Annotated in this window: 16 protein-coding genes; 11 read left to right on the forward strand and 5 right to left on the reverse strand. The window is 41.3% G+C overall.

What is annotated here, in order from left to right:
• Window positions 1-241 precede the first annotated feature (241 nt).
• From ACQK2H_RS03450 to ACQK2H_RS03460, 3 genes are all read left to right on the forward strand, one after another.
• Window positions 242-2,071 (forward strand): YfbK domain-containing protein, encoded by a 1,830-nt coding sequence (locus tag ACQK2H_RS03450; protein WP_425390076.1) that lies wholly within the window; start codon window positions 242-244, stop codon window positions 2,069-2,071.
• A gap of 70 nt (window positions 2,072-2,141) precedes the next feature.
• Window positions 2,142-2,702 carry a hypothetical protein gene (locus tag ACQK2H_RS03455; RefSeq protein WP_425390077.1) on the forward strand — a complete coding sequence of 187 codons (561 nt, stop codon included), beginning with the start codon at window positions 2,142-2,144 and terminating at the stop codon, window positions 2,700-2,702.
• Between the two features lies 1 nt (window position 2,703).
• Window positions 2,704-3,693 (forward strand): aldo/keto reductase, encoded by a 990-nt coding sequence (locus ACQK2H_RS03460; protein ID WP_425390078.1) that lies wholly within the window; start codon window positions 2,704-2,706, stop codon window positions 3,691-3,693.
• Window positions 3,694-3,696: 3 nt separating this feature from the next.
• On the opposite strand, the gene ACQK2H_RS03465 is transcribed toward ACQK2H_RS03460, so the two are convergent.
• The 3 genes from ACQK2H_RS03465 to ACQK2H_RS03475 all read right to left on the reverse strand — a co-directional run bounded on the left by ACQK2H_RS03465 (window position 3,697) and on the right by ACQK2H_RS03475 (window position 8,366).
• The gene (locus ACQK2H_RS03465; protein ID WP_425390079.1) at window positions 3,697-3,975 is read right to left on the reverse strand and encodes a hypothetical protein; all 279 of its coding nucleotides are present in this window, start codon (window positions 3,973-3,975) and stop codon (window positions 3,697-3,699) included.
• A gap of 67 nt (window positions 3,976-4,042) precedes the next feature.
• The gene (locus ACQK2H_RS03470) at window positions 4,043-6,265 is read right to left on the reverse strand and encodes a TonB-dependent receptor (protein WP_425390080.1); all 2,223 of its coding nucleotides are present in this window, start codon (window positions 6,263-6,265) and stop codon (window positions 4,043-4,045) included.
• Between the two features lie 229 nt (window positions 6,266-6,494).
• Complete coding sequence (locus ACQK2H_RS03475; RefSeq protein WP_425390081.1) at window positions 6,495-8,366, reverse strand: ABC-F family ATP-binding cassette domain-containing protein; 1,872 nt, start codon at window positions 8,364-8,366, stop codon at window positions 6,495-6,497.
• Window positions 8,367-8,427: 61 nt separating this feature from the next.
• Between ACQK2H_RS03475 and ACQK2H_RS03480 the strand changes: the two genes are divergently transcribed.
• The 4 genes from ACQK2H_RS03480 to ACQK2H_RS03495 are packed head-to-tail and all read left to right on the forward strand — an operon-like array spanning window position 8,428 to window position 10,448.
• Window positions 8,428-9,363 (forward strand): hypothetical protein, encoded by a 936-nt coding sequence (locus tag ACQK2H_RS03480; protein WP_425390082.1) that lies wholly within the window; start codon window positions 8,428-8,430, stop codon window positions 9,361-9,363.
• Between the two features lie 48 nt (window positions 9,364-9,411).
• Window positions 9,412-9,687: a BrnT family toxin gene (locus tag ACQK2H_RS03485; protein ID WP_425390083.1), complete on the forward strand. Its 276-nt coding sequence runs from the start codon at window positions 9,412-9,414 to the stop codon at window positions 9,685-9,687.
• Window positions 9,650-9,901 carry a type II toxin-antitoxin system BrnA family antitoxin gene (brnA, locus tag ACQK2H_RS03490; RefSeq protein WP_425390084.1) on the forward strand — a complete coding sequence of 84 codons (252 nt, stop codon included), beginning with the start codon at window positions 9,650-9,652 and terminating at the stop codon, window positions 9,899-9,901. The genes ACQK2H_RS03485 and brnA overlap by 38 nt, the downstream gene beginning before the upstream one ends.
• A gap of 1 nt (window position 9,902) precedes the next feature.
• A complete protein-coding gene (locus ACQK2H_RS03495; protein WP_425390085.1) occupies window positions 9,903-10,448 on the forward strand; it encodes an NUDIX domain-containing protein in 546 nt (181 codons plus the stop codon).
• Here the strand turns inward: ACQK2H_RS03495 and ACQK2H_RS03500 are convergent.
• Window positions 10,438-11,268, reverse strand: coding sequence for a polysaccharide deacetylase family protein (locus ACQK2H_RS03500; protein WP_425390086.1), 831 nt, complete (start codon window positions 11,266-11,268; stop codon window positions 10,438-10,440). The two genes, ACQK2H_RS03495 and ACQK2H_RS03500, sit on opposite strands and share 11 nt — an antisense overlap.
• A 57-nt stretch (window positions 11,269-11,325) precedes the next feature.
• Between ACQK2H_RS03500 and ACQK2H_RS03505 the strand changes: the two genes are divergently transcribed.
• Together ACQK2H_RS03505 and ACQK2H_RS03510 are read left to right on the forward strand one after the other, a co-directional pair.
• Window positions 11,326-12,636: an MATE family efflux transporter gene (locus ACQK2H_RS03505; RefSeq protein WP_425390087.1), complete on the forward strand. Its 1,311-nt coding sequence runs from the start codon at window positions 11,326-11,328 to the stop codon at window positions 12,634-12,636.
• A 55-nt stretch (window positions 12,637-12,691) separates the two neighbouring features.
• Window positions 12,692-13,912 carry a TCR/Tet family MFS transporter gene (locus ACQK2H_RS03510; protein WP_425390088.1) on the forward strand — a complete coding sequence of 407 codons (1,221 nt, stop codon included), beginning with the start codon at window positions 12,692-12,694 and terminating at the stop codon, window positions 13,910-13,912.
• On the opposite strand, the gene ACQK2H_RS03515 is transcribed toward ACQK2H_RS03510, so the two are convergent.
• Window positions 13,893-14,252: a hypothetical protein gene (locus tag ACQK2H_RS03515; RefSeq protein WP_425390089.1), complete on the reverse strand. Its 360-nt coding sequence runs from the start codon at window positions 14,250-14,252 to the stop codon at window positions 13,893-13,895. The genes ACQK2H_RS03510 and ACQK2H_RS03515 overlap by 20 nt on opposite strands.
• Before the next feature lie 179 nt (window positions 14,253-14,431).
• Between ACQK2H_RS03515 and ACQK2H_RS03520 the strand changes: the two genes are divergently transcribed.
• Together ACQK2H_RS03520 and ACQK2H_RS03525 are read left to right on the forward strand one after the other, a co-directional pair.
• The gene (locus ACQK2H_RS03520; RefSeq protein ID WP_425390090.1) at window positions 14,432-15,076 is read left to right on the forward strand and encodes a DUF6503 family protein; all 645 of its coding nucleotides are present in this window, start codon (window positions 14,432-14,434) and stop codon (window positions 15,074-15,076) included.
• A gap of 5 nt (window positions 15,077-15,081) precedes the next feature.
• Window positions 15,082-15,456 carry a hypothetical protein gene (locus ACQK2H_RS03525; protein WP_425390091.1) on the forward strand — a complete coding sequence of 125 codons (375 nt, stop codon included), beginning with the start codon at window positions 15,082-15,084 and terminating at the stop codon, window positions 15,454-15,456.
• Window positions 15,457-15,574: the final 118 nt, after the last annotated feature.

Below are 15,574 nucleotides of genomic sequence, written 5' to 3' on the forward strand. Positions count from 1 at the left end.
CCAGGAGGTAAATATCTCTCACTTCGTTCGAGATGACATTGAATAGAAGTTCATCAGAATTCCAACGTCTCAGAAAAAAATTAATCTTTTTTTATGGAATCTAAATCATGCATGCATCTCAATGTTAAATCAAACGAAAAATGGCATGAAATGAGCCGAAAATGCGCGAATAACAATTATGAACAATTATTCTTATATCGGCGAATTCCATGTCTCCTTTTAAAGCATAAATTAAAATGACATGAAAAATCTAATAATCTTCATCTCAATGATACTGGCACTCAATGTTAATGCCAGATATGTAAACGGAACCGTGTATAATGAAAACGGCCAGACCCTCTCTGGAGTAAATGTTTTAATCAAGGGGAAAAGTACTGGCACCACTACAGATGTAAATGGCTTTTACTCGATTGAGGTGGAAAGCGAAAAGTCCGTACTTGTATTTTCATTCATTGGTTATGAAACCAAAGAGGTGAAAGTTGGGAAAAGCAAAGTGCTGGACATTACACTTAAGGCGGCTAAGTTGGAGTTTGAAGAGATTGTCGTAGCTGAGGATGCTGTAAGCCGACCGATTATGCAGCGAAGCAAACTAGCCAAAGGAGCTGGTAACATGTCAATGAGTTACACTCCGGCTTATTACGATCAGGGACAATACCATAATACAGAAGATTATGCGACCATCCATGAAAATGGATTTAAAAAAGTATTGGACAATGCACTATCAACATTCTCCATCGATGTGGATGCGGCTTCTTATAGCAACATGAGAAGATTTATCAATAATGGTCAACTGCCTCCGAAGGATGCGGTTCGCATTGAAGAAATGATCAACTATTTCGACTATGAATATGAGAATCCGACTGGAAGGAATCCTTTCTCAATCAACACTGAGCTTGCAAGAGCTCCGTGGAATGAGCAACATTTGATTGCCCAGATTGGATTGCAGGGTAAGAAAATAGAATTGGAGAATCTTCCTGCTTCAAACATTGTGTTTTTGCTTGATGTCTCAGGCTCCATGAGTGCGCCGAATAAGCTGCCACTACTAAAGTCGGCATTCAAGCTGTTGGTAAATGAACTTCGCCCTCAAGACAAGGTTTCTATTGTCGTTTACGCAGGAGCAGCCGGAGTGGTACTCGAACCCACCGATGGGAATGACAAAAAGAAGATCATGGAAGCGCTGGATAAGCTACAGGCCGGAGGTTCTACGGCTGGAGGTGCTGGTATCCAACTGGCATACAAACTGGCTAAAGAGCAATTTGTAGAAGGTGGAAACAATCGAGTGGTGCTAGCAACAGATGGAGATTTTAATGTGGGAGCAAGTAGCAATGCATCTATGGAACGATTGATAGAAGAGAAAAGAAACGAGGGAGTATTCCTCACCGTGCTTGGTTTTGGAATGGGCAATTACAAGGATTCCAAGATGGAGATTCTTGCGGACAAAGGAAATGGAAATTATGCCTACATCGATAACATGAAGGAAGCGAAGAAGGTGTTGGTGAATGAGTTTGGTGGCACCATGTTCACAATCGCAAAAGATGTAAAAATTCAGGTGGAGTTCAATCCGGCGGTGGTTCAGGCCTACCGATTGATTGGGTATGAAAACCGATTGCTTAACGATGAGGATTTCAATGACGATAAAAAGGATGCTGGCGAACTAGGGAGTGGCCATACGGTGACTGCTCTTTATGAAATCATTCCGGTAGGAGTAGAAAGTGAGTTCATTAAAGACATTGACCCTTTGAAATATCAATCGAATGAACAAAAAGTGACCAGCTCTACGGATGAGTTACTAACCGTGAAATTCCGATACAAAGAACCGGATGGATCAAAGAGTAAGCTTATCACTAAAGTGGTTGAAAATGAAATACGAAAGTCAAGCAATAACCTGGATTGGTCAATGGCGGTAGCTGGCTTTGGTATGTTGCTTCGAGATTCAGAGTATAAGAATGACTTGACGTATGCAGATGTGTTGAGACTTGCAAAATCTTCGAAAGGTGAAGATGGTTTTGGTTATCGGGCGGAGTTCATAGAGTTGGTGGATTTGGCTAGCCGAATGAATGCGAGGCAGTAGTAGGCGTTGAGTAGTAATAAAGGCGAGGATTTTTCTCGCCTTTTCCGTATTCTTGTAATAAAAAACCCTTATGAGAAATCTATTTGTGATCTTTCTTCTATTCGGCTCATTAGCGTCCTTTTCACAGATAAAAGATGGAGCAAAAGTTGTCGACTTAAGTCTTTCATATACCAATTCGAATGGCAATACGTTCTTTTTTGCCCAACCTTTGATTGGATTTGGGGTAAATGAAAACAAACTACTTTATGCTGGTTTTGCCTATTCACATCAATACTTTGATTTTTCAGGTGATACTGAAAACCTGACTTCTTTAATCATTGGGTATGAGAAGTTAATGGAGCTCAATTCTAGCGTTTATTTTGCACCATTTTTTTCTGGATCCTATGGAATTGGAAAATCTGATGATGGATTTACAAAAGAGGATATAAATAATCTCTCATTGACTTTTAGACCCAGAATTCATTATTTCATGAATAGCAAATGGTCGCTTGTTGCGAGTGTGGGAGCAGTTCAGCTTTCTAATAAAGTCGTTGAAGGAGCAACAGGTAAAAGCACATCAAATATCCTTTCTTTGAACTTGAATAGCTCAAATGTGTTCTTTGGAATAAGGTTGAATTTAAATAACGACTAGAGTGGAAAAAGTACAGCTAGGCAAATCAGATTTGAATGTATCACCTATCGTTTTTGGAGCATGGGCAATAGGAGGTGCTGCGTGGGGAGGAAACGATGACCAACTGGCGTTGGAGGCAATTAAAAAGAGCTTTGAAATGGGTGTTTCATCTATCGATACTGCCCCTGTTTATGGTTTTGGACATAGTGAATCACTAGTAGGAAAGGCTATTAAAGAAATCGGCAGAGATAATCTTGAAATTTTGACCAAGTTTGGCTTCAATTGGAAAACTGAAAAAGGAGAGTATCAATTTCCAACTACCGATGGTGGTAAAACCTATGCCTATGCGGGGAGAGATGGCATTATTCAAGAAGTAGAAGATAGTTTAAAAAGATTAGGCACGGATTACATCGATCTGTACCAAATACATCGACCGGATGCCACAACACCGATTGAAGAAACGATGGAAGTGTTAAAAGAGCTTCAGCAGCAAGGAAAAATTCGTGAGATAGGGGTATCAAATCACACGGTGGAGCTCATGAAGCGTGCAGGTCAAGTCATCGATTTAGCCTCTACACAATCACCATACAGTATGGTCTACCGAAAGATTGAAAAAGATATCATTCCGTACTGTCTGGAAGAAAATGTGGGGATATTGGCCTACAGCCCTCTTCAGAGAGGATTGCTAACAGGCAAGGTCACTTCAGACTATGAGTTTAAAGGCGATGATCACCGGGCCGAGAATAAGTTCTTTAAGGAGCCAAATCGTTCACGAACCAATGCTTTTCTGGAAGAAATTAAACCAATAGCCGAGGAGCATGGCGTTACACTGGCTCAATTGGTGATTAACTGGACGGTACAGCTAGAAGGCATCACAGCAGCTTTGGTTGGTGCTCGAAATGCCAAGCAAGCTGAGGAGAATGCCAAATCATTGAGTTTCACGCTTTCAGAGGAGGAAATCAAGACGATTAATTCAGAGATGGAAAAGGTTGTGATTGATCATGATGTATAGTGGTTAGTAATAGAGACCAACAAACACAAGGAATCCAACAACAAACGCCGCTTCGATGGTGTTTTGAATCCTTAGAGGCTGTTCTTGTATCGTTTTTTTACAAATGTATCCTACGACCCAGCTGACAATAAGTCCAATAATACCGAAAGAAGCCAGCCCTAGGCTGAACAATAACCCCCAGCCCTTACCGTCATTCAATTCACCGTAATACCATATAGTCCAGGTAACTGTCAATAAAAGATGAATGATGGACACAACCTTGAGTACTGATAACTTTTTCATGTACCCAAAGTAAGATTTCATACGGTACGATACCTATGATATTAAGCATCGCACCGTATGATTTTTTTTAGAATCGGAGATTCAGGGCCATCAGGAAATTCCTTCCAGCCTGTGGATAGAAGTAATTCTCACGTACGATATAATCTCCACCTGCATATCCAAATGTGTAACCATTTGAGGAGTACTCAACATCCAAAATGTTATTTACCAACAAGCTGATGTTCACATTTTCAATAGAGGAAACGGTGAAATTATAGCTAAGTCTCAAATCATTGACAAAGTAGGGATCAATGCTTCGATTCTCACTGCTTGTATTGTCCAGGTATTGTTTACCTACATATTTGCTACGCAATGCAGTTTCAAAACCGTCAAATGGAGAATAAACCAACTGGCTACCTCCGATCACATTGGGAGAGAATGAAATATCGGTATCCTGGTACTGGGTTTCCTCTATGTTAAACTCATCGAAGTTTGTACCATAATTGTAAATTACTTCAGTAAAATTCTCAATCTTGTTTCTACTCAAGGTAAGATTTGCATCCCATCTAAGTTGCTCTGTAAACTGATAAGCGCCGACCAGCTCAATCCCCATCCGGTAGCTATTGGGAACGTTCTGTCGCACGCTCGATCCGACATCATTGAGCTCGCCGGTAAGTACTAATTGATTCTCATAGTCCATCAGGTAATAGTTTGCTTGGAAACTAAAATCCTGACCGAATTTTCGGTATCCTACTTCTAGATTTCTGAGCGTCTCATGCTTTGGTGTAACTCCTCCCGGTGCATCAATGAAGTCATTTCGAACCGGCTCACGATTACCGATTGCAAACGAGGCATATATATTGGAACTCTCATTTAGTGTGTAGGTAGCTCCAACTTTTGGGTTGAAAAAAGTATAATCATCCCCTGTATCAATTGCTCGTAAATCACTATCAATGCCTACTGTTTCATAATCGATCTTTCTTACCTGCAGGTCAGCAAAAAGATTCAAATCATTTAATTGATAATTGGTTTTCAGGTAAACATTGAAATCTGTTTTCAGGCCAACATTGTCATAGTATCGTTCTCGAATATCGCTATTGCTGGAATATTCTGCCCAGATGATTTCACCAAAATGATCACCATCGTATTTATTCCATGCTCCACCTAATGTGATGTCCAGATCACCCTTCAGATAGTTGAATGAGAAAGTGGTGCCATAGAAATCATTATCCAGCCATCTTCTTCTGATCAGGTCAGTGGAGGAAATGGTTGTATCGCCTAACTCTACATTTTCCAATCCATAGTCAGAGAAATCATCTTCGTTTCTGTACTGCTCAAAATAACCTCGTCCATAGGTATAGTGGCCGGCTATATTCACAGTCAGCTCATCATTCAACTGATGTGATAAATGCAACTGGTAATGATCTTGCTTGTAGTTATCTACCTCATTTTCATATAGATAGTAATTGAAGGTTCGCCCTGCTGTACGAATGTTTTCTGCTTGCTCTGGTGTATAGCCATTATTAGCGATTACTTCCTCAATACCATCTCGATCGTTTTCCAACACAGCCTGTGGGGTACCCCACCAGCTCTGATAGGTGATCTCATGACCGCCAAAAACCAAAGCTTTGATGATCGTCTTATCGCCATAATATCCGCCTGATAAGAAATAGGATTGCAAGTCAGATTCTGCACGATCGATGTACCCATCCGATGAAATTTTTGATAGTCTGGACTCAAACGACCATTTGTCGTTTAGCAATCCAGTGTTGTACATCAGTGTATGCTTGCGTGTGTTGAAGGATCCAAAGCTGTTGTTCACTTCTGCATACGCATCCCTCGATGGTACATTGGTCTGGAGGTTTACAGTAGCTCCAAAAGCCGCAGCACCGTTTGTGGATGTTCCTACTCCTCGTTGGATTTGTATATTGTCTACGGAGGAGGCAAGATCCGGCATATTTACCCAAAAGACGCCATGGGATTCCGAGTCATTCACCGGAATGCCATTTATGGTGACATTAATACGTGTAGCATCACTACCGCGAATTCTCAAGCCGGTGTATCCTACGCCAGCTCCAGCATCAGAGGTGGTGACCAGAGACGGTGATAGGTTCAATAAAATGGGTAAGTCTTGTCCCAGATTTACGTCCTCAATTTCTTTTTTTGAAATCTCGGAATAGGTCGTTGGTGTGTTTTCATTTGCTCGTGTGGCATAAACGATCACATCGTCCAACTCCTGTGTTTTTAAACTGTCCTGCGAATACGCAAAACCTGTCAGCAGTATTACAGCTGACAACAATAAAGCTCTCATGTTGATAAAAAATTAAAACATTTAACCATACGGGAAGCGGGGACTCCCCACCATTGGTTATCATACTGGCTGTAAAGCCGCTCCCTACGCCGGCATTACCCGGATCAGGTCATGGGTATGATCTCAGCCCTGTCAAGACTTTTAGCGTCTTGGCAATCAGCACCCCTTGTAAACGCAAATTTAGAATGGAATAAGTCTAATGTCTAATTTCTTGCATCTAAAATCTCAATCAAACCTCACTCAACTCTAGCCATCGCATCTCTTTCTCTTCCAGCTCACCTTCGATTGCTTTGATCTCTTTGCTTATTTCCTGTAGCTTTTCGTATTCGGTTTCGGTATTCATTGCATCTTGAAGTTCCTTTTTCTTTTGCTCCAGTGCAGGAATCTCCTTGTCCAACTGATCCAATTCTCGCTGCTCATTATAGCTAAGCTTACGTGTGCTTTTCTCCTTTTCTTTTGCTGGTTCAACTTTCGGTTGCTCCTTCCTCTCAGGTGTCAAGTCTGCTACCGGAACTCCTTCTTTCTCCCGATAGTCGGTATAATTGCCAGGAAAATCACGAATTTTCCCCTGACCTTCAAAGACAAACAAATGGTCTACTAATCGATCCATAAAGTACCTATCGTGAGAAACGATCATCAGGCAGCCGGCGAAATTTTGCAGATAATCTTCCAATACATTCAGGGTGGTGATGTCTAAATCATTGGTCGGCTCATCCAGGATCAGGAAGTTTGGATTAGCCATTAAGACTCTAAGAAGCTGTAATCTTCGTTTTTCTCCACCACTTAGCTTCCCAACAAAGTTGTGCTGCATCTTCGGAGGAAAAAGAAATTGATTTAAAAGCTGAGAGGCAGTAACCTGACTACCATTATCCAGTTGGATGTATTCGGCTACTTCTTTTACAATATCCAAAACCTTTTTAGAAGGATCGAAGATGGTTTCATCCTGCGTGTAATATCCAAATTTCGTGGTTTGACCTACATCGATTTTTCCTGTATCTGGTTTGATTTGCTGGGAAAGGATGTTAAGGAAAGTGGATTTACCAACCCCATTTGGTCCTATAATACCGATTTTTTCCCTGCGCTTAAACACATAGCTAAAGTCTCGGATCAGATTTAAATCACCATACGATTTTCCCACATGCTCCAACTCCAAAATCTTCTTTCCTTGACGTTCACCTTTTAGGTTTACCTCCATCTTTTGTGTTTGAACGGCACTATGTGCCTTCGCTTTCACATCCTGAAAGGCATCCACCCGATATTTCGCTTTGGTGCCTCTGGCTTTAGGCTGTCTGCGCATCCATTCCAGCTCTGTTTTGAATAAGTTTTTGGCTTTATCGATGCTGGAAGCTTCCATCTCCATTCGCTCAGCTTTTTTTTCCAAAAACTGGCTGTAGTTGCCTTTGTATCGGTAGATTTTTCCCTGATCAATTTCCAGGATTTCATTGGTCACCCGATCCAAAAAGTACCGATCGTGCGTGACCATGAGGAGTGTAAGATTGGCAGTTGCTAGGTAGTTTTCCAGCCACTCTATCAACGCCAGATCCAGGTGGTTGGTAGGCTCATCCAGGATTAGAAAGTCAGGATTTACAACCAGTGCCTGTGCAAGAGCCACACGTTTCTTTTGACCTCCGGACAGGTCTTTCATTTTTTGATCCAGATTGTGGATGCCCAGTTTTCCAAGTAGCCCTTTGATTTGATGCTCATACTCCCAGGCATTGAGTGCATCCATTTTTTCAAGAATGGGCGATAGGTCAGGTGCATTATCCGGATCTGTCTCAGTTTTGTACATCGCCAGCTCATAGTCCCGAATAACATTGAGCTCTTCCTTGTCTTCAGAAAAGACAGCTTCAAGAATAGAATCTTCAGGATTAAAATCCGGATGTTGTCGTAGCATGGATACAGTAAGACCTTTTCGAAAGGATACGATTCCTTTGTCGGGAGGCTCAATACCGGCGATTACCTTCATCAAGGTAGACTTACCAGTACCATTCACCCCAACCAAAGCGGCTTTTTGCCCCTGATCCAGTCCGAACGTAATGTTTTCAAAGAGCTTCTTTTCATCGTAACTCTTGCTTAGCTCCTCAACCGATAGATAGTTCATGCCGCAAAAGTAGCTACTCCATGATTGGAACAAATCAACCATCTTTGGTTTTATATAGGTTATGAAGCAATTAATATTTTCTGTACTGATCCTTTCACTGGTAGCCTGCGCTCCATCAAACTCGCAGGAGACAAAAGATGAAAAACAGACCGTTGAAAAACCAGGTGATTTCAATGACTACTGGTATGCTGGTGAAGCTGAAATCACGAGCTACAAACTGGAACAGGCGCGTTATGGTGAAATTCATTCCGGAGAGGCTGTTATGGTGTTCGTTACAGAACCTTTCTCGAAAAGCAAGCAGGTGAAACTGGATGACTGGCGGGATGCGAGTGAAGATAATGTCAGTGTGATGAAGCTAAACATGACGAAGAAATTCCTGACTGGAATTTACCCATACTCCATGATGATGAGCACATTCACACCAGTATCTTTTGATCAATATCCTGACCCGTTTAAAGTGACCACTTCATCCCAGGAATGGTGTGGACATACCTGGATGCAGCTCAATTTACAAGATGATAATTATCGCTTGAGAGGTTTTTCTTACTTTGAATCTGAAGGTGATGTGGATGTTTCGGTTCCGAATGTGATATTGGAAGACGAGCTCTGGACGAGGTTAAGGTTTAACCCGGAAAATTTGCCGACTGGAAAAATCAATGTTTTTCCATCCACTTTTTACCTGCGTTTGAGACATCAGGAAACCAAGTCTCAAACCGCAAATGCTTCAAAACTGGACGTACACACTTCTGAGTTCTCAGGTAATCCTCATAGTATTTATACACTGGAGTATGAAAACCGCAAGCTGTCAATTTATTATGAAAAAGAGTTCCCATTTACTATTCTTGGTTGGGAGGAAACGTATATGAGTGGCTTTGGTAATCCTGAAAGGCTAACTACTAAAGCGAAGCGAATAAATACCATTAAATCTGCTTATTGGGGTAAGAATGGTAACAAGGATCGCGAGATAAGAGTGGAGTTGGGTCTTTCAATAGAATAATGGTTATTTAGGTATGATTAATATACCTTTATTGTATGATTTTTGAGTTTGATTCTGAAAAAAAGCAATTCTAATAAAGAAAAACATGGAATTGATTTTGAGGAAGCTCAGGATCTGTGGAAGGATGAGGATTTGACCATTATTGATGCGAGAGATGAAAATGAGAAAAGGTATATGGTAATCGGGAAAGTTGATTCTAAATTTTGGTCAGGAGTATTTACTCTAAGGGATGGAAAAATTAGAGTGATAAGCGCAAGGAGATCACGGCGAAAAGAAATAGAGCTTTATGAAAAAGAAAGAAGAATACGAAAGCGAGATCGATAGAATTTTTGATGAAGGGAAAGAAGATGTCTTACATTTTTTTGATACTGAAAATGTACGCCATCCAAATTGGGAGCAAAAGCGGGTCAATGTGGATATTCCACAGTGGATGATTAATTCACTAGATCGTGAATCAAAACGAATTGGTGTTACACGTCAATCTTTGATTAAGATGTGGTTGGCGGATAAACTGGAGCAAAGAGAAAAGGCTTCATAAAATGTCAGACAAAAACCCCTGGATCACCCACTCTTCAAAGACCATATATGATAATCCCTGGATCACACTGACCGAGCATGATGTGACCAATCCGGGAGGTGGTAAAAGCCTTTATGGAAAAGTACATTATAAGAACTGGGCCTTAGGAATTATCCCTTTAGATAAAGAGCAAAACACTTGGCTGGTGGGGCAGCATCGATATACGCTGGATGAATACTCCTGGGAAATACCCATGGGAGGAGGGCCGCTGAATATTCCCATATTAGAGTCAGCCAAAAGAGAGCTTAAAGAAGAAACCGGGTTGACAGCAGAAAAGTGGACGGAGATATGCAAGATTCATACGTCCAACTCCGTAACGGATGAAACCGGTATTGCTTTCCTTGCTGAGAATTTGACTGAAGGAGAACCAGAATTCGAAGAAACCGAAGACTTACAAATCAAGAAGCTTCCTTTTTCAGAAGCTGTAGCTATGTGTGATAGAGGTGAAATTACAGATAGCCTTAGCATTGCGGCAATATACCGTTTGGCTCGGATGCTTAGTCTGTAGATTGGATCTTTTTCAACTTATCTAATTGTGACCACCCAAAGTCACTCACCAAATCTCCATTGATTAAATAGATTGGGTCTGTCATAGCCTCATCTAAAGTAATAAACTTCCACCCTTTACTTTTATACCACCCGAGTAGTGCGTGTAAATATTCAGCATTGATTGGATTTGCATGCAACAGAAGGATATGCTTCACACTTCTTCCGGTGAGTTCTATACCCATTTTTTCATATTTGAGGGAAATCTCTTTCATGTGTTCGATGTATTCATTTCCCAATTGGATCATCTTCTCCGTGTCATCTTCTCTGAGTGCACGACTGTAATCCCGATTATAAATCCATTCATTATTATCAATAGAAACGGGCGCTATGGTGTAGCCCTCTTTTTCGAGAAATGCATAAACCGAATCTCGCTTTGCTTCGGTGTTGCCTCTACGTAACATGCTGTACCTGAAGTAATCAGTATTAATCCATTCACCTGCAAGCTGCTTACAAGAATCGATATCAGCGATGTATTTAGAAGCGGATACTTCAGTGAAATTGTAGTGACGATGGGTGTGATTTCCCAGGTCATGTCCACTTTCTAGCCATAGATCAAGGATCACCTGATTATCTTCTGACATATTGCCGGGAGTCACAAACCCTGTCGCCTTTGCATCAAACTCTTTGAGAATGGCAAGCATTCTTTTGGTGGAAACGATTTTCATACTGTCTGACATGCCTGCAGAATAGCCAAATGGTAAATCATCAAGTGTTATAGCCACCTCCTGCGAGAAACATAGTAGCGGTGCTAAAAAAGATAAAAGGAAAGCCTTTTTCATATTCTGGTTTATGATCTTCTGCCTAAGATACTACCTTGCGGCTGCAATTGATTTAGGATGACACTAAAAGAACATTTAAGAAAAAATATTGTGTTATCGCTACCTGTAGTGATCGGCCAGTTGGGTCACATCATGGTGGGAGTTGCAGATAGCGTGATGGTGGGTCGTTTAGGTGTTATCCCTTTGGCAGCAGCCACTTTTGCAGGTACGATCTATCATATTCTAATGTTGTTTGGCATTGGGGTTAGCTATGCAATCACTCCGAAAGTAGCTGCTACTGATATTCAGGATAAAACCAAACTGCAGGGATTCTTACAAAACGGATTCTTTATGAATTTGGGCTTGGGTCTTATCCTGTTTGCAATGGGATATTTTGCCAGTCATTTCCTTCAATACTTTGGTCAGGAGGTACCGGTTGCAAAGGCTGCAGGTCCATACCTTATTATTATGTGTGGTTCACTCATTCCACTTATGATCTTTCAAACATTCAGACAATATGCAGAAGGTCTCTCGGATACATTTAGCCCAATGGCAGTTTCTGTCTTTGCTAACCTGCTAAATGTACTTTTCAATTACATGCTTATTTACGGAAAGCTAGGGTCTCCAGCGCTTGGTTTGAATGGTGCCGGCTATGCCACGCTTCTTGCACGAATCATCATGTTTTCAGTGATGATATGGTGGGTTAGAAATAAGATTACAGGATTTGAATGGAAATATAGTTGGTCAGGGATAAAGGAATTACTTCGAATAGGACTGCCATCAGGAATGCAATATGTATTTGAAGTAGGTGCATTTGCAACAGCAGCTATTATGGTTGGCTGGATTGGAGCGGAAGCATTAGCTGCACATAACATCGCTTTAAATCTAGCTGCCATTAGCTATATGGCTGCAACCGGACTTGCAGCAGCTTCTACCATTCGTATAGGTAATCAGATGGGATTGAAGGACAGAAGAAACCTACGAATCGCCGGATTCTCATCTTTTGGATTGGTCACCATTTTCATGGCTGGTTGCGGACTCACATTTATCTTATTGAGAAATGTATTACCTGCCCTTTACATCGAAGATAAAATGGTGCAGGCGACAGCCGCCTCACTACTGATCATAGCAGCAGCCTTTCAAATATCAGACGGTATTCAGGCGGTCGGGCTAGGTGTCCTCAGAGGCTTAACAGATGTTAAAATTCCAACTATTGTCACATTTGTTGCGTACTGGTTAATCGCAATCCCTGTGGGTTATTGGCTGGCATTTCACGGTGGTCATGGTGTACAGGGCGTGTGGTATGGATTATCCATCGGCCTCACGATTTCCGGGGTTTTACATATTTGGAGGTTCAATCGGTTGTCCAAGAAGATTCAGTTCGCATGACACCAATACCCAAAAATATTTTTCGATATTTGGCCGCTGATAAATAGCACCTCAAGTGAGAAAAAAACAAGCTGCACTCATTTTCATCTTTGCAACCGTCCTCATTGATATTATTGGGATTGGATTGATCATTCCGGTATTGCCACAGCTTCTTATGGAAGTTTCCGGTCTCAACACTAGCGAAAGCTCATTCATTGGGGGAACACTGATTGCCACCTACGCTGTTATGCAATTCTTTTTTGCACCTGTTCTGGGCGGACTCAGTGATCAGTTTGGAAGACGCCCCCTATTGCTCATGGCCCTTTTCGGGTTAGGTCTCGATTATCTCATCATCGTTTTTGCTCCAAGTTTGATCTGGCTATATATAGCTCGCGTTATTTCTGGAATTTGTGGTAGTAGCATAACGGTCGCGAATGCTTACATCGCCGACATTAGTACACCAGAGAATAAAGCCAAGAATTTTGGAATGATTGGGGCTGCATTCGGTCTGGGATTTGTTGTTGGACCTACGCTTGGCGGCTTTCTTGGAGAAATAGGTACACGCATACCGTTCATGATTGCTGCTGGGCTCGCATTTTTAAATATGTTTTATGGAATGGTTGCCATTCCCGAATCACTTCATCAGGAGGATCGACGTGCATTTTCATGGAAAAGAGCAAATCCGTTTGGAACACTGAAGCAGATTTTTAGCTATAAGAAAATTGTCGGACTGGTGATCAGTCTTTTCTTCATCTATGTGGCGGCACATGCCACGCACACCAACTGGGCTTATTTCACGGATGAAAAATTTGGATGGACACCATTGGATATTGGAATGTCACTTGGGTTTGTTGGTATCATGGTTTCGATCGTTCAGGGTGGACTAGTTGGTCCGATTGTAAAAAAGATTGGTGAGGTGAATGCAGTCTATACCGGATTTGTTTTTAATGCCTTGGGGTTATTGCTAATGGGGTTAGTGCCCTACGGGTGGATGGTGTATCTGGTCATTATCCCTTATGCTTTTGGTGGTTTAGCAGGTCCGTCCTTACAATCTATAATGACCAGTGAGGTGCCTAAAAATGCACAAGGAGAGTTGCAAGGAGGCATAACCAGCATTATGACACTTACGTCCATAGTAGGGCCATTACTGATGACGGGAATTTTCAGGTATTATACCAATCAGGAAAATGAAATCTATTTTCCGGGAGCTCCATTTATTGTCGGTACAGTCATTGCCATTCTTAGCATTTTCATAGCGAGAACCTCTCTGGTCAAAATTAAGCTTGAGAGCTCTTGAGTGCATTCCATGTCCACATGCCAGCAGCAAATTCTACGAATGAAAAGGCCACCAGCGCCATGGTTCCTCGGTCAAAGACACAGAGCCAGATGAAGAAGACAAATTGAATGATCCGCACTTGCACGGTGAAACCAAAAAATGGAGTGAGGTTCTCTTTAGCATTTCGGATGTAGTAATAGCCTAACACCGCCACCACAAATCCAAGAACGATTCTCCAAACACTTTCTGGGTCAGGAATACCAATGGTTGATAAGATTGAAGCAGGAGCCAACATGAGGAAGAGCCCTTCTACAACTAAGTAGATCCCAAATACCCAGACAGTTTTCGCAGGTTTATCCATAATATTTTTAAATAATTTCAAAGGTTGTCATTTCGACTGAAAGGAAAAATCAGTACCAAAATAAATGTCTGAATAAGGATGGATTTCTCACTTAGTTCGAAATGACAGGAAAAGACTGTTTGCGGGTTTTTGAATAAATTCCCATTTGTTTTAAATCTCATTTTCAATCTACTGAAACTATGCGAAAATTGCTCCCCTTTCTTTTGGTCTGCCCGCTGTTTCTTAGCGCACAACCTTCAGCGGAACAAGTACTGGCCAAGGCTGTTTCATACCACGATCCTCAGGACAATTGGTCTTCATTAAAAGCAACTTTGCAGTTTAAGGAAACCCGTCCTTCCGGCCCGGATCGATTCACAATCATAGAACTTGATAATACCGAGAGCTATATGAAAATTAACCGGAATGATGAGGAAGTGTATGAAGTCAAAGGGGAAGTAGCCGAAGTACTCAAGGGTGATAAAGACAAAGCACGAGCACTTGTTCTTCGTAATTATTACCTATACCTATGGGGCTTGCCGATGAAGCTTTATGATCAATCTACTCCAGAGATTAAACGCTCAGAAGATGAAAAAATAGGCGATAAGTTGTGTAAGGTGCTTCGTGTAGCCTATGAGGAGGATACATGGTATTTCTACATCGATGATTTTTCCGGGCGCATGCTACAGTACAAGTTTTTTAAAGACGAAGCAGCAGGAAAAGGAGAGCTCATCACGCTTGAAGATGAAATCATGGTAAAAGGAATCAAAATCCCTCAAAAAAGAAACTGGTATCGACTACCAGAGATGGAGTATTTGGGGACGGATGTTTTGGAGGGAATGGAGTGAAATGGATGAATAATTTTCTAAAAAATAATGTTCCACTATTGATGATAGTCATAACAATAATTGGAATTGGCGTATACCTTCATTTTAGAGAATCAGAAAAACTTTCATTAAAACAAATATTTGTTATTGGAGTCATCACAGAACGAAATTTTCATTCTAAAGGATCGGCCTCAATTAAATACACATACTCCCTCGGGACTAATAAATATTCAATAGAATCATATGAAGGAAGTAACCGCGTAAAGATTGGCGAAAAATATCTTGTAACTATTCCTGAAGGATATGAAGATGAAGGAATCATTCTTCTCGACTCTCCCGTTCCAGATGAAGCTGAAGCTCCTCTGACAGGTTGGGATGTAAAGCCGAGTTTTAACAAATAATTCCATTCAATCCAGCCGCCCCACAATCCAACAAGTAATTTTAGCACTTCGCTGCTACTGCAGCGATCAAAGGGCCTTAAATCATGAGTGTAGAAAAATTGAATTTCGGAAGAACTAT

Origin of the sequence: Ekhidna sp. (assembly GCF_965228795.1) — a bacterium.
GTDB lineage: Bacteria > Bacteroidota > Bacteroidia > Cytophagales > Cyclobacteriaceae > Ekhidna.

What these genes read in the sequence shown, in the direction of transcription:
- ACQK2H_RS03450 (WP_425390076.1), top strand. Translation starts at nt 242, where the DNA reads ATGAAAAATCTAATAATCTTCATCTCAATGATACTGGCACTCAATGTT.
- ACQK2H_RS03455 (WP_425390077.1), top strand. Translation starts at nt 2,142, where the DNA reads ATGAGAAATCTATTTGTGATCTTTCTTCTATTCGGCTCATTAGCGTCC.
- ACQK2H_RS03465 (WP_425390079.1), bottom strand. Translation starts at nt 3,975, where the DNA reads ATGAAAAAGTTATCAGTACTCAAGGTTGTGTCCATCATTCATCTTTTA.
- ACQK2H_RS03470 (WP_425390080.1), bottom strand. Translation starts at nt 6,265, where the DNA reads ATGAGAGCTTTATTGTTGTCAGCTGTAATACTGCTGACAGGTTTTGCG.
- ACQK2H_RS03475 (WP_425390081.1), bottom strand. Translation starts at nt 8,366, where the DNA reads ATGAACTATCTATCGGTTGAGGAGCTAAGCAAGAGTTACGATGAAAAG.
- ACQK2H_RS03480 (WP_425390082.1), top strand. Translation starts at nt 8,428, where the DNA reads ATGAAGCAATTAATATTTTCTGTACTGATCCTTTCACTGGTAGCCTGC.
- brnA (WP_425390084.1), top strand. Translation starts at nt 9,650, where the DNA reads ATGAAAAAGAAAGAAGAATACGAAAGCGAGATCGATAGAATTTTTGAT.
- ACQK2H_RS03495 (WP_425390085.1), top strand. Translation starts at nt 9,903, where the DNA reads ATGTCAGACAAAAACCCCTGGATCACCCACTCTTCAAAGACCATATAT.
- ACQK2H_RS03500 (WP_425390086.1), bottom strand. Translation starts at nt 11,268, where the DNA reads ATGAAAAAGGCTTTCCTTTTATCTTTTTTAGCACCGCTACTATGTTTC.
- ACQK2H_RS03505 (WP_425390087.1), top strand. Translation starts at nt 11,326, where the DNA reads ATGACACTAAAAGAACATTTAAGAAAAAATATTGTGTTATCGCTACCT.
- ACQK2H_RS03515 (WP_425390089.1), bottom strand. Translation starts at nt 14,252, where the DNA reads ATGGATAAACCTGCGAAAACTGTCTGGGTATTTGGGATCTACTTAGTT.
- ACQK2H_RS03520 (WP_425390090.1), top strand. Translation starts at nt 14,432, where the DNA reads ATGCGAAAATTGCTCCCCTTTCTTTTGGTCTGCCCGCTGTTTCTTAGC.
- ACQK2H_RS03525 (WP_425390091.1), top strand. Translation starts at nt 15,082, where the DNA reads ATGAATAATTTTCTAAAAAATAATGTTCCACTATTGATGATAGTCATA.